This is a genomic window from Pseudonocardia sp. MH-G8, from assembly GCF_002262885.1.
GTDB lineage: Bacteria > Actinomycetota > Actinomycetes > Mycobacteriales > Pseudonocardiaceae > Pseudonocardia.
Genome location: NZ_NKYF01000017.1, coordinates 115,391 through 127,748 on the forward strand (window position 1 = coordinate 115,391; position 12,358 = coordinate 127,748).

General features: G+C 73.2%; 12 protein-coding genes and 1 riboswitch. Of the genes, 5 read left to right on the forward strand and 7 right to left on the reverse strand.

The annotated features are described in order from the left end of the window. Positions 1-468: 468 nt before the first annotated feature. A complete protein-coding gene (locus CFP66_RS30235) occupies positions 469-1,407 on the forward strand; it encodes a recombinase family protein (protein WP_094928610.1) in 939 nt (312 codons plus the stop codon). Between the two features lie 35 nt (positions 1,408-1,442). On the opposite strand, the gene CFP66_RS30240 is transcribed toward CFP66_RS30235, so the two are convergent. Then, positions 1,443-1,907, reverse strand: a complete 465-nt coding sequence (locus CFP66_RS30240) for an MBL fold metallo-hydrolase (protein ID WP_233159831.1) — start codon at positions 1,905-1,907, stop codon at positions 1,443-1,445. A gap of 92 nt (positions 1,908-1,999) precedes the next feature. Between CFP66_RS30240 and CFP66_RS30245 the strand changes: the two genes are divergently transcribed. Beyond that, positions 2,000-2,602, forward strand: a complete 603-nt coding sequence (locus tag CFP66_RS30245) for a TetR/AcrR family transcriptional regulator (RefSeq protein ID WP_094928611.1) — start codon at positions 2,000-2,002, stop codon at positions 2,600-2,602. Positions 2,603-2,678: 76 nt separating this feature from the next. Continuing rightward, positions 2,679-3,746: a DUF4037 domain-containing protein gene (locus tag CFP66_RS30250; protein ID WP_094928612.1), complete on the forward strand. Its 1,068-nt coding sequence runs from the start codon at positions 2,679-2,681 to the stop codon at positions 3,744-3,746. A gap of 183 nt (positions 3,747-3,929) precedes the next feature. On the opposite strand, the gene gcvP is transcribed toward CFP66_RS30250, so the two are convergent. From gcvP to CFP66_RS30280, 6 genes are all read right to left on the reverse strand, one after another. Next, positions 3,930-6,809: an aminomethyl-transferring glycine dehydrogenase gene (gene gcvP / locus CFP66_RS30255; RefSeq protein ID WP_094928669.1), complete on the reverse strand. Its 2,880-nt coding sequence runs from the start codon at positions 6,807-6,809 to the stop codon at positions 3,930-3,932. Positions 6,810-6,968: 159 nt separating this feature from the next. Further along, positions 6,969-7,061: riboswitch (glycine riboswitch) on the reverse strand. A gap of 24 nt (positions 7,062-7,085) precedes the next feature. Further along, complete coding sequence (locus CFP66_RS30260) at positions 7,086-7,664, reverse strand: MerR family transcriptional regulator (RefSeq protein WP_198961758.1); 579 nt, start codon at positions 7,662-7,664, stop codon at positions 7,086-7,088. Positions 7,665-7,790: 126 nt separating this feature from the next. Further along, positions 7,791-8,264 carry a bifunctional nuclease family protein gene (locus CFP66_RS30265; RefSeq protein ID WP_094928671.1) on the reverse strand — a complete coding sequence of 158 codons (474 nt, stop codon included), beginning with the start codon at positions 8,262-8,264 and terminating at the stop codon, positions 7,791-7,793. Between the two features lie 96 nt (positions 8,265-8,360). After that, positions 8,361-8,819, reverse strand: coding sequence for a glycogen accumulation regulator GarA (gene garA, locus CFP66_RS30270; RefSeq protein WP_094928613.1), 459 nt, complete (start codon positions 8,817-8,819; stop codon positions 8,361-8,363). A 148-nt stretch (positions 8,820-8,967) separates the two neighbouring features. After that, the gene (gcvH, locus tag CFP66_RS30275; protein WP_094928614.1) at positions 8,968-9,351 is read right to left on the reverse strand and encodes a glycine cleavage system protein GcvH; all 384 of its coding nucleotides are present in this window, start codon (positions 9,349-9,351) and stop codon (positions 8,968-8,970) included. A gap of 9 nt (positions 9,352-9,360) precedes the next feature. After that, a complete protein-coding gene (locus CFP66_RS30280) occupies positions 9,361-10,002 on the reverse strand; it encodes a CDP-alcohol phosphatidyltransferase family protein (RefSeq protein ID WP_233159832.1) in 642 nt (213 codons plus the stop codon). A 66-nt stretch (positions 10,003-10,068) separates the two neighbouring features. Here CFP66_RS30280 and CFP66_RS30285 point away from each other — a divergent pair, with 66 nt between their 5' ends. Together CFP66_RS30285 and CFP66_RS30290 are read left to right on the forward strand one after the other, a co-directional pair. Beyond that, complete coding sequence (locus CFP66_RS30285) at positions 10,069-10,653, forward strand: OsmC family protein (protein WP_094928616.1); 585 nt, start codon at positions 10,069-10,071, stop codon at positions 10,651-10,653. Continuing rightward, the gene (locus CFP66_RS30290) at positions 10,650-12,236 is read left to right on the forward strand and encodes an acetolactate synthase large subunit (protein WP_094928617.1); all 1,587 of its coding nucleotides are present in this window, start codon (positions 10,650-10,652) and stop codon (positions 12,234-12,236) included. Before CFP66_RS30285 ends, CFP66_RS30290 begins: the two co-directional genes overlap by 4 nt. Positions 12,237-12,358: the final 122 nt, after the last annotated feature.

Sequence of the window (12,358 nt, forward strand, 5' to 3'; positions counted from 1 at the left end):
AACACCAATGATCAGCAGATCGGCCACGCACCTCACCCTTGCGGGATTGCCCACAATTCAATTGCGCACGTCCGAACGCGACATGCGCAGGAAAGCTGCGCAACTGGCCTGAGACGTCTGCAGCCAGGCGCACGCCAAGATCGCGTTCCAGCCCATGCGCGATGCCCCTCGTCTGCGCGCTCCCGACTCCGTCCTTGAGTGCGCCCTGGCCGCCTGCTGCGGCATCGCCGTGGCCGGCCCCTGATCTGAGGCGTCGTGCTCGACGAGCACCGCCCGACAGCTTCTACCTCGCCGGTGCGCTGATCGGCGTCACCGTGGTTATGTACTTGAGGCCATCAGTCCCGGAAACGATCGTTACCGAGACTCATTCAGCGCCCGACCGGACACCCAGCTAAGATCCAGCCTGCAACTCGGTACCGAAATCAACATCTCGGAACTGGCCCGATCAGGGTTAAGGGGACTCGTGTCGTGACGCGCTACGGGTACGCGCGGGTCTCCACCCGCGAGCAGAACACCGACCACCAGACCGACGCCCTGGTCGCCGCCGGCGTCCCGCCCGAGAACCTGTTCGTCGAAAAGGTCTCCGGCAAGCTCGCCTCCCGACCGAAACTCGACACCCTGCTCGGCCTCCTGGTCCCCGGCGACGAGGTGGTGGTCACCCGGCTCAAGCGCATCGGGCGCTCCCAGCAGCACCTGCTCGACCTCGTGCGCCGCTTCGGCGACGGACAGGTCGACTTCGTGGTGCTCGAACAGGGCATCGACACCTCCACCCCCGGGGGGCGGCTGGTGTTCCACTTCCTGGCCGCCCTGGCCGAGTACGACCGCGAGATGATCGTCGACGGCACCCTCGACGGCCTCGCCGCCGCGCGGGCCCGCGGCCGGGTCGGCGGACGGCCCGCGGCGCTCTCGGCACGTCAGCTCGACACCGCCCAGCAGATGTATGACACCGGCCAGCACACCGTCGACCAGATCGCCGACACCTTCCGGGTCGGGCGCAGCACCCTCTACCGGGCGCTGCACGCCCACGGCGACGGCCGCGACTGCGCCCTGATCATCTACCGCAATAGCCGCCCGAAAGTCGACCACACACAGCGGCGCTACGGCGAGACCGGCGCCGGCGAGAAGTTCCAGCTCGAGGCCGACCGCAAGTGGTTCCCCATCGCCCCGGCCCGCCGGACCCGGCTCCGCGCGATGGTCTACGTCGTCGACGGCGTCGTGGCCCGCGTCCGCGCCGTCACCGGCGAGCCCTCCGCGTGGAGCGACGACGACCGTGGCTACGCCGATGTCCCGGTCGGCCCGCCCCTGACCGACCTACAGATCGCCAGGCAGCTACCCACCCTGGGCATCGCCCTCGGCGACCCGCGCCCGCACCAGCGCGGCAAGATCCGCGAGTACCTGACGCTGTAGCCCATCAGCCCAAGGCGACGAGCCGAGGTCGCGACCTACTTCGCCCCTGGTGACACGTTCCTTAACGGCACCCCGACCTGCACCACCCAGTTCAGCTGTGGGTCCCCCAGCCCGTCGACGGCGGGCACCGCGGTGACGCGGAACGGCCCGATGTCCCGGGAGGACCAGGCGTCCACCACCTCGGTAGCCAGTCGGTGCAGGGTCAGCTCGCGTTCGGCCGGCAGCGCCGCCACGTTGTCCACGTCGTCGCCGTGACCGGGCGCCGGTCGCAGCACCGGCGCCCCCGGCGCCAGCACGTCCGCGAGCGCGGACGCATCGGTGTGGTCCCGGTGCAGGTGAGTGACCAGTGCGGCGGTGACCGTCGCGCTCGGCACCTCCAGCCCCACGCCGGACTTCCACCCCGTGAACAGCGGTGAGAGGTCCCGCACGTAGTCGATGACCAGCAGCTCACCGCCGGCCTCGATCTCCAGTCCTGCCCAGCCCAGTCGTCGCACCCGCATCGCGTTCTCCTCGGTCTCAGTGGTTGCCGCGGACGTTAGCGTACGGCCGTTCGCTAACACAATAGCGAACAGTCGTACGCTATCTTTGTCACATGTCGCCACGACGTTCAGCCGCCGAAGCGCAGGCCACCAGGGGCCGGATTCTCGGCCGCGCCGCCGAGATCGCCTCCGTGGAAGGGCTCGACGGCATCACCATCGGCCGGCTCGCCGAGGAGCTGGAGATGAGCAAGTCCGGGGTGCACAAGCACTTCGGCACCAAGGAGACGCTCCAGATCTCCACGTTGGACAAGGCGTTCGTGGACTTCTGGCACCGGGTGGTCGAGCCCGTACTGGGCGAGCCACCGGGCCTGCGGCGCCTGCGCGCGGTGTGCGACGGATCCGTGGGCTATCTGGAAACCCCGCTGCTGCCCGGCGGCTGCCTGATGACCGCGGCGCTCACCGAGTACGACGGCCGTCCCGGCCGGGTCCGCGACGCGGTGGCCGAGGTGTGGTCGCACTGGCGTGGACAACTGCGGTCGGACCTGGCCGCAGCAGTGGAGAACGGCGAACTACCCGCCGGGTTCGACATCGACCAGGCACTGTTCGAGATCGTCGCCGCCGGGCTGGCGCTGAACGCGGCCATGCAGCTTCAGCACGACAGGGCGGCCGCGGGCTTGGCCCGCCACGCGATCGCACGGGCCTTGCACCAGCCCTGACCGCGTTCCTGCCGGTCGACCCGTGCCCGTCCGAAATCCCCGCGCGCCACGGGAACCGCACCGGCAGGATGCCGGCGTGTTCGTGCCAGGACTCCAGCTCTCCCGCGCCTTCTACGCCGAGGCCGTCCGGCCGCTGCTCGACGGCGTACCGCACTCGGCCGCGCGCATCGGCAGCGGCTCCGAGGTGCTCGGCTACGACACCCCGCGCTCGACCGACCACGAGTGGGGCCCCCGGCTGACGCTGCTCCTCTCCCCCGCCGACTCCGGGCGCACCACCGAGCTGGACCGACGGCTCGCCGAGCGCCTCCCCCGCTCGTTCGCCGGCTGGTCGACGCACTTCGAGACCGTCGAGGGCGACCACATCGGCCGGATGGCCCCGACCGACGGGCCCGTCCGGCACCGGGTCGGCATCTCGACCCTCGACGCGTGGCTCCCCCACCACCTGGGCCTCGATCCGCGCGCCGGGCTCAGCGCGCTCGACTGGCTCGCCGTCCCGACCCAGGCGCTCGCCGAGGTCACCGGCGGGGCCGTCTTCCACGACGGCCTCGGAGAGCTCGAGCCGCTGCGGGAGTCGCTGCGCTGGTACCCGCCCGACGTCTGGCGCTACGTACTCGCCTGCCAGTGGCAGCGGATCTCGCAGGAGGAGGCCTTCGTCGGCCGCTGCGGCGAGGTGGGCGACGAGCTCGGCTCCGCCGTCGTGGCGGCCCGGCTCGTGCGCGACCTCATGCGCCTGGCCCTGCTGCTGCACCGCCGCTACCCGCCGTACGGCAAGTGGCTGGGCAGCGCGTTCGCCGGCCTGCCCGTGGCCGGCGCCCTCGACCCCGTCCTGCGCGCCGCGCTGGCCGCGACGGACTGGCGGGAACGCGAGCAGCACCTCGCCACCGCCTACGAGGCGCTGGCCGCCGAACAGAACGGCACCGGGCTCGCCGAGCCGCTCGACCCCAGTACCCGCCCCTACTTCGGCAGGCCGTTCCGGGTGCTGATGGCCGCCCGCTTCGCGGACGCCCTCCTCGCGACGCTCACGGACCCGGCCCTGACCCCCCTCCCCCGCGTCGGCGCGATCGACCAGCACACCGACAACACGGACCTGCTGACCGACCCCCACCGCCGCCGGGCGGTCACGCGGGCAGCCCACGCCGACTGAGCAGCCCTTCGGCGCCGCTGCGTCGTCCCCGTGGCGGGAGTTCGGTGTCCACGAATCGTTGGCGTTTTGGAGGCGTCAATGTTTCGTTGACATCTGAAGGACGCTGTATCTGCCGGGCACCTCGTGTCTCTTACTCGTGGACGGGCGGGCCGGAGGGGGACCCGCCCGTCCACGTGGGGTGCGTCAGGAGGTGTACGCCTCCACCGGCGGGCAGCTGCAGACCAGGTTGCGGTCGCCGTAGGCGCCCTCGATCCGGCGCACGGGCGCCCACACCTTCCGGTCGTGCACGCCGGGCGTGCCGCCGGTCGGGTACGCGGCGATCTCCCGCGTGTACGGGTGGTCCCACTTGTCCACCAGGCACGCGGCCGTGTGCGGGGCGCCGCGCAACGGGTTGTCCGTCACCGGCCACTCCCCCGCCGCCACCCGCTCGATCTCCTTGCGGATACCGATCATGGCGTCGACGAAGCGGTCGATCTCGGCGAGGTCCTCGCTCTCGGTGGGCTCGACCATCAGCGTGCCGGCCACCGGGAACGACATCGTCGGGGCGTGGATGCCGTAGTCGGCCAGCCGCTTGGCGACGTCGTCGATCGTGACTCCGCTCTCCTTGGAGATCGCACGCAGGTCGAGGATGCACTCGTGGGCGACGTGCCCCTCCGCGCCCGCGTAGAGCACCGGGTAGTGCTCGCGCAGCCGCGCCGCCACGTAGTTGGCGGCCGCCACCGCGGTGAGCGTGGCCCGGCGCAGGCCCTCGGTGCCCATCAGCCGCACGTAGGCCCACGAGATCGGCAGCACCCCCGGGCTGCCGTACGGGGCCGCCGACACCGCACCGACGCTCTGCCCGTCCTTCCCCGCACGACCCGGCAGGAACGGCGCCAGGTGCTCGGCCACGGCCACCGGCCCGACGCCGGGACCGCCACCGCCGTGCGGGATGCAGAAGGTCTTGTGCAGGTTGAGGTGGCTGACGTCGCCACCGAACGCGCCCGGCCGCGCCAGCCCGACCAGCGCGTTGAGGTTCGCGCCGTCGACGTAGACCTGCCCGCCCGCCGCGTGCACCGCGTCGCAGACCTCGCGGACCCGCGCCTCGAACACCCCGTGCGTGGACGGGTAGGTGATCATCAGCGCGGCCAGCGCGTCGCCGTGCTCGGCGATCTTGGCGTGCAGGTCGTCGAGGTCCACGTCACCGGTCGGCGCCGTGGCCACCACCACCACGCGCATGCCGGCCATCACGGCGGACGCGGCGTTGGTGCCGTGGGCGCTGGCCGGGATCAGGCAGACCTCGCGCTGCGCCTCGCCCCGGCTGCGGTGGTAGGCCGCGATCGCGAGCAGCCCGGCGAGCTCGCCCTGGCTGCCCGCGTTGGGCTGCAGCGACACGGCCGCGTAGCCGGTGAGCTCGGCGAGCCAGCGCTCGAGGTCGGCGATCAGCTCCAGGCTGCCGGCGGTGTCGGCCTCGGGGGCGAACGGGTGCAGGTCGGCGAAGGCGGGCCAGGTGATCGGCTCCATCTCCACGGCCGCGTTGAGCTTCATCGTGCACGACCCCAGCGGGATCATCGTGCGGTCCAGCGCCAGGTCGGCGTCGGCGAGGCGGCGCAGCCAGCGCATCAGCGACGTCTCGCTGCGGTGGGAGTGGAACACCGGGTGCGTGAGGTACTCCGACGTGCGCCGCAGCGCGGACGGCAGCGCATCCGCGGTCCCGCGGTCCAGCGCGGACGCGTCCGCGTCGACGCCGAAGGCCGACCAGACCGCCTCCAGGTGCGCCACCGTGGTCAGCTCGGAGCAGGCGATCCCGAGCGTGTCGGCGTCCACCCGGCGCAGCGCGATCCCGGCCGCGTGCGCGGCGTCGGCGATCCCCTCGGCGCGGCCGGGCACGCGGACCGCCACGGTGTCGAAGAACTCACCGTGCTCCACCTCCACACCGCCCGCGCGCAGCCCGGCGGCGAGCACGGCCGCCATCCGGTGGGCGCGCTGCGCGATGCGCCGCAGCCCGTCCGGCCCGTGGTACACGGCGTAGCAGGCGGCCACGACGGCCAGCAGGACCTGCGCCGTGCAGATGTTGGAGGTGGCCTTCTCCCGGCGGATGTGCTGCTCGCGGGTCTGCAGCGCCAGCCGCAGTGCCGGGTTGCCGTCGGCGTCGCGGGACATCCCGACCAGGCGCCCCGGCAGCTGCCGGGCGTGCTTCTCGTGCACCGACAGGTAGCCCGCGTGCGGACCGCCGAAGCCGAGCGGGACGCCGAACCGCTGGGTCGTGCCGACCACGGCGTCGGCCCCCAGCTCGCCGGGCGGGGTGAGCAACGTCAGCGCCAGCAGGTCGGCGGCCACGGCGGCCAGCGCGCCGCGCTCGTGGGCGGCCTCGATCAGGCCCGCCGGATCGCGTACGGCGCCGGACGCGCCCGGGTAGCTCAGCAGCAGCCCGAACAGCTCGCCCTCGGGCAGCCCCTCCCCCAGGTCGGCCACCACGAGCTCGATGCCCAGCGGCTCGGCCCGGGTGCGCAGCACGTCGAGGGTCTGCGGCAGCGTGTCGGCGTCCACGACGAACCGCGGGGAGCGGGAGCGGCCCGCGCGGCGCAGCAGGGTCATCGCCTCCGCGGCAGCGGTGGCCTCGTCCAGCAGCGACGCGCCGGCCACCGGGAGGCCGGTGAGGTCGGCGACGACGGTCTGGAACGTCAGCAGCGCCTCCAGCCGGCCCTGGCTGATCTCCGGCTGGTAGGGGGTGTAGGCCGTGTACCAGGCGGGGTTCTCCAGCACGTGACGCCGGATGACCGGCGGGGTCACGGTCCCGGCGTAGCCCAGCCCGATCATCGGGACGGTGACCGTGTTGCGGGCGGCGAGGGCCCGCAGCTCGGCGAGAACCTCGCTCTCGGTGGCCGCCGGGGGCAGCGACGACGGCACCGGCTCCGTGTCCCGGATGCTGTCGGGCACCGCGGCGGCGGCGAGCTCGTCGAGCGAGCCGGCGCCGATGGCGGCGAGCATGGTGTCCAGCTCGGCCGGGCGCGGACCGACGTGCCGGTCGACGAACGGCGTACCGCGCTCGAGGTCGGAGAGGGCGGGGCTGTCGGTCGCAGGCATGTCGGTCACGGGATCCTCCGGCAGAGCGGGCGGGTCGGGCAGGGTGGAACCGCCCTCCCCCTCTGTCCCCGCCCGGCGACCGGGCGCCTGAGAGATTCACCCTGTTGCCAGGGCTTTCCCCGTCGGCGGACGGGCTCACCCGTCGCTTTCCAGAGGCGTCTCGCCCGCGCGGTCCTGGGTGCCTGAGAGGTTCCGGGGAGGAGTTGCTCCTTCGGCGACCGGGCGGGTCCGGTTCTCTCCCGCGCGGGTTCGGCGACTACCCGCCGATGCTACCGCTCAGCTGATGGCCCGCCGGGCCCGGCGGCGCGACAGCTCGTCCTCGGGCGAGTCGTCGACGGTGCCACCGTCGGCGCGCTCCACCGGGAAGTCCTTGATCGAGCCGCTGATCTCCTTCATCGCCCCACCGACAGCGATGCCGAACACGCCCTGGCCGCCGCGCAGCAGGTCGACGACCTCCTCCGGCGATGCGCACTCGTACACGGTGGTGCCGTCGCTGAACAAGGTGATCCCTGCCAGGTCGCGGATGCCGCGACGACGCAGGTGCTCGACGGCGACGCGGATGTTCTGCAACGACACCCCGGCGTCCAGGAGCCGCTTCACGACCTTCAGGACGAGCACGTCCTTGAAGGAGTAGAGCCGCTGCGACCCCGACCCCGCGGCACCGCGGATCGACGGGACGACGAGCCCGGTGCGCGCCCAGTAGTCGAGCTGGCGGTACGTGATGCCGACGACCTGGCAGGCGGTGGGCCCCCGGAACCCTGCGAGCTGGTCGGGAAGGCCGTCGAGGCCACTCCCCAGCAACGGGTCGGGAAAGAGCTCGCCCTGCTCGGGCTCGCCGGACGGCGGCTGCTCCACCGAACTCCTTCCGCCGGAGCCCGGCTCCGACGACCGGAAGGGCTGCCGGAGCCGACGGGCTTGAGGATCCGACGATATGGCTGTGCGGGGTGGGGCGTCAACGCGGCGCGCCGCCGGGCACACGACCTAGGGCTGGGCGCCGCGGAAGTCCTCCGGGGAGATCGAGTCGAGGAACTCGCGGAACTTCTCGACCTCGTCCTCCTGCTCGTCCGGGATGATCAACCCGGCCTCCGTCAGGACGCTCTCCTCAGCGTGGATCGGTACGCCGATCCGCAGCGCGAGCGCCACGGAGTCACTCGGCCGCGCCGACACGGTGACACCGCCGTCGAACACCAGCTCCGCGTAGAACGTGCCCTCTTGCAGGTCGGTGATGCGCACCTGCTCGAGGCGACGCCCCAGCGCGTTGATCACGTCCTTGAGCAGGTCGTGTGTGAGCGGGCGGGCGGGCTTGACCCCCTGCTGCTCAAGGGCGATGGCGGTGGCTTCGACCGATCCGATCCAGATCGGCAGGTAGCGTTCGCCGCCGGTCTCCCGCAACAAGAGGATCGGCTGGTTCGCGGGGAGTTCGACCCGCACTCCCACGACTCGCATTTCGCTCATCGCCACGCTCCTCCTCGCGGTCCTGCACTTCCCGACGCTACACGGCGTGCCCGGCCCGCGCCCGCCTCCGGACGGGCGTCGGCGGGTCGCCGTGCGTCAGCCTCCGGCGCCCGGTTCGCGCGGTCCGGTGAGGAAGACCAGCCGGAACTTTCCGATCTGCACCTCGTCGCCGTTGGCGAGCACGGCGGTGTCCACCGGCTCCCGGTTCACGTAGGTGCCGTTGAGGCTGCCGACGTCGACGACGACGAACTCGCCCGCGTCGCTGCGGAACTCCGCATGACGGCGCGAGACGGTGACGTCGTCGAGGAAGATGTCGCTGTCCGGGTGTCGTCCCGCGCTCGTGGACGCGCGGTCCAGGAGGAAGCGCGACCCCGCATTGGGCCCGCGCTTCACGATCAGCAGCGCTGCGCCTGCGGGCAGCGAGTCGACACCGGAGACCGGCTGGTCCTGGGCGGGCGGCTCGGACTCGGAGAGGAAGTCCGCGCGGAAGACCGAGGTGGTCTCCGGGGAGCGCTCGCGCTCCGGGGGCACGCCGGGCCCGTCGTTCGTGGTCACCTCGGGGTCTCCTCCTGGTGGCTGGTGTGGTGCCTGTGGAACGCCGCCGACGCGGGTGGTGCGTGGCGACGTCTGGTGGCGGCGTGGGTCGCGGGAGCTCGTGCGATCCCGCCAACCTACCGCGCACCGGTGGTGGTGGAAGGGCCGGTCAGGTCCCGACCAGTTCGCGGTACGCCGCTGCGTCGAGCAGATCGTCCGGAACGCCCGATCCGTCGGGGAGCTGCACGTCGAGCATCCAGCCCCCTTCGTAGGGTCCGGAGTTCACCAGCTCCGGGTTGGCCTCCAGCGCGTCGTTGACGGCCGCGACGGTGCCGGTGACGGGCATGTAGATGTCCGAGACCGACTTCGTGGACTCGACCTCGCCCACCGCCGCGCCCGCGGCGACCTCGTCGCCGACGGCGGGGAGCTGGACGAAGACGACATCGCCGAGCTGGGACTGGGCGTGGTCGGTGATGCCGATCCGGACCACCCCGCCCCCCAGGTCGCGCACCCACTCGTGGGCATCGGTGTAGCGGAGGTCCTCGGGGATCACGGGCGAAGACTATCCCCCGCCCCGCACGCCGCCCCCGACACCCGCCGCATGCGCCGGTGCGCGCATCGCGCGGACGAACTGGGCCAGGTAGAGCAGGCCGCTGTAGAGGTAGAGGGCCGTGCCCCACACGGCGAAGCCGTACGCGAACGGCCGGGCGAGGTCGGCGAACCAGCCCTGCGCCTGCGCGGCCAGCAGCAGGGGGAACGCGTAGAGCAGCAGGAAGGTGGCCCCCTTCCCGAGGTAGACGACCTCGTACGGGCCGTACCCGCGGGCGCGCAGGACCGGCAGGGTGGCGCCGAGCACCAGGTCGCGGGCCACCAGCGCGATGACCGCCCACCACGGCACGACCTCCCGCACACCCAACGCCACCAGCGCCGCGAGGATGTAGAGCCGGTCCACCGCCGGGTCGAGGAAGGCGCCGAGCTTGCTGTACTGGCCCAGCAGCCGGGCGAGCTTGCCGTCGAGCCAGTCCGTGATGCCGCCGACGGCGAGCACGACGATCGCCCAGAAATCCGCCCCCCACGCGCTGCCGCCGGGCGCCAGCAGCAGGTACAGGAACAGCGGCACCCCGGCGAGGCGCACCAGGCTGAGCAGGTTGGGGATCGTGAGCACGCGGTCGGTCACCGGGCTGCTCGGCAACGGGTCGACCACGGCCACGAGCCTATCCGGGTCGACGGGCCGTCGCGCCGTGCGGCGCCGGCAGGCACGATGCAGGCCATGGAGAAGCACGGTGTGGACGAGAGCGGCGTGGCCGAGAGCGGCGTGACCGAGAAGCGCGACGCGACGAACGGCCCGGAAACGCTGAAGGAGCGGCAGGCACCCCTGAAGGCGCGCTACCGCGAGGACCCGCAGGCCGCCGTCGTCACGCTCACCGCGGAGGGTGAGCTCGACGGCAACGGCGTCGCCTGCCGGGTGCGCACGGCCACCGCGCTGGCCGAGGCGGGCCTGCACCCGGCCACCGGCGGCGACGGCACCCAGCTGTGCTCGGGCGACATGCTGCTGGAGGCGCTCGTGGCCTGCGCCGGTGTCACGCTGCGCGCGGTCGCCACGTCGCTGGGTCTCTCGGTCGCGGGCAGCGTGCACGCGGAGGGCGACCTGGACTTCCGGGGCACCCTCGGCGTCGACAAGCAGGCCCCCGTCGGGTTCCGCGACATCCGCCTCACCTTCGACCTGGACACCACCGCGAGCACGGAGGAGATCGCCACGCTGGTGAAGCTCACCGAGCGCTACTGCGTGGTGCTGCAGACCCTCGTCTCCTCCCCCACCACCTCCGTGGCGGTCCGGGGGACGGAGGCCGCGTGAACGGCGCCCAGGCGCTGCTGCGCTCGCTCCTGGCGAGCGGGGTCGACACCTGCTTCGCCAACCCCGGCACGTCGGAGATGCACTTCGTGGCCGCGCTGGACGGGGTGCCGCAGATGCGCGCGGTGCTCACGCTGTTCGAGGGCGTGGCCACCGGAGCGGCCGACGGCTACGCCCGGATGGCCGAACGGCCCGCCGCCACCCTGCTGCACCTGGGCCCCGGGCTCGGCAACGGGTTGGCCAACCTGCACAACGCCCGCCGCGCCGGCACCCCCGTCGTCAACGTCGTCGGCGACCACGCCACCACGCACGCGAAGTACGACGCGCCGCTGCAGTCCGACATCGCCGCGATCGCGGGCGCCGTGTCGGGCTGGGTGCGCCACGGCGCGCTCACCGCCGAGATCGGCGCCGACGCGGCCGCCGCGGTGGCGGCCGCCCGGGCGGGCCAGGTGGCCACGCTGGTCCTGCCGGCCGACGTCAGCTGGAACGACGGCGGCGAGCCGGTCACCGAGCCGCTGCCGGTGGCGGCGCGCACCCCGGTGGCGCCGGACGCGCTGCGGGCCGCGGCCGACGCCCTGAGCTCCGGCGAGCCGTGCGTCCTGCTCGTCGGGGGCGATGCCACCCGAGCCGCAGGTCTCGCCGCGGCCGACCGGATCGCGGCCGCCACCGGGGCCCGGGTGCTCGCCGAGACCTTTCCCACCCGGCTCGAGCGGGGCGCCGGGGTCGCGCGGGTCGACCGGCTGCCCTATGCGGTCGACGCGGCCGTTGCGCAGCTCGCGGGGTCACGCCACCTGGTGCTGGCCGGCGCCCGCTCGCCGGTGTCGTTCTTCGCCTACCCGGGCAAGCCGTCCGACCTCGTCCCGCCGGGGTGCGACGTGCACCCGCTCGCGGGGCGCGAGGGCCCCCTGACCGACGGCACCGCGACGGCCGCGCTCGAGGAGCTCGCCGACCTCCTCGCGCCCGGCACCGCGCCGCGCCTGGCGCCTGCGTCGCGTCCCGAGCTGCCCACCGGGCCGCTCACCGTGTCCACCGCGGCCGCGGTGGTGGGGGCGCTGCTGCCCGAGGGTGCCGTCGTCGTGGACGAGTCGGTGACCTCCGGGCTCGGCCTGCCCGCCACCACCGCGGGCGCGCCGCGCCACGACTGGCTCACCCTCACCGGCGGCTCCATCGGCTACGGGCTGCCCACCGCCACGGGCGCGGCCGTGGCCTGCCCGGACCGGCCGGTGTGGTGCCTGCAGGCCGACGGCAGCGCGATGTACACGATCTCGGCGCTGTGGACCCACGCCCGGGAGGGGCTGGACATCACCACGATCATCTACCACAACAGCGCCTACGCGATCCTGCGCACGGAGCTGATGCAAGTGGGCGCACCGCAGGTGGGGGCGGCCGACACCGGCGGCTCCCGCGCGCGGGCGCTGCTCGACCTCGGTGGTCCGGAACTCGACTTCGTCGCGCTCGCCCGCGGCATGGGCGTCCCCGGCGTACGCGCCACCACCGCCGAGGAACTGGCCGACGCCCTGCGCCGGGCCACCGCCGAGCCCGGCCCCCACCTCGTGGAGGCGATGGTGCCGGCGCTGGTCCCCTGAGCGGAGCCGGCCGTTCACCGTCGTCGCCCGACCGGGTGAGTCGCGGCTCGGTTGGACGACGTAGAGTGTCGTGGGCGTGACGCTGCGTCCTGCGTGGGACACTGCGGCCCTGCTGCATGACC

What these genes read in the sequence shown, in the direction of transcription:
- CFP66_RS30285 (WP_094928616.1), top strand. Translation starts at nt 10,069, where the DNA reads ATGGAGAAGCACGGTGTGGACGAGAGCGGCGTGGCCGAGAGCGGCGTG.
- CFP66_RS30240 (WP_233159831.1), bottom strand. Translation starts at nt 1,907, where the DNA reads ATGCGGGTGCGACGACTGGGCTGGGCAGGACTGGAGATCGAGGCCGGC.
- CFP66_RS30265 (WP_094928671.1), bottom strand. Translation starts at nt 8,264, where the DNA reads ATGAGCGAAATGCGAGTCGTGGGAGTGCGGGTCGAACTCCCCGCGAAC.
- CFP66_RS30245 (WP_094928611.1), top strand. Translation starts at nt 2,000, where the DNA reads ATGTCGCCACGACGTTCAGCCGCCGAAGCGCAGGCCACCAGGGGCCGG.
- gcvP (WP_094928669.1), bottom strand. Translation starts at nt 6,809, where the DNA reads ATGCCTGCGACCGACAGCCCCGCCCTCTCCGACCTCGAGCGCGGTACG.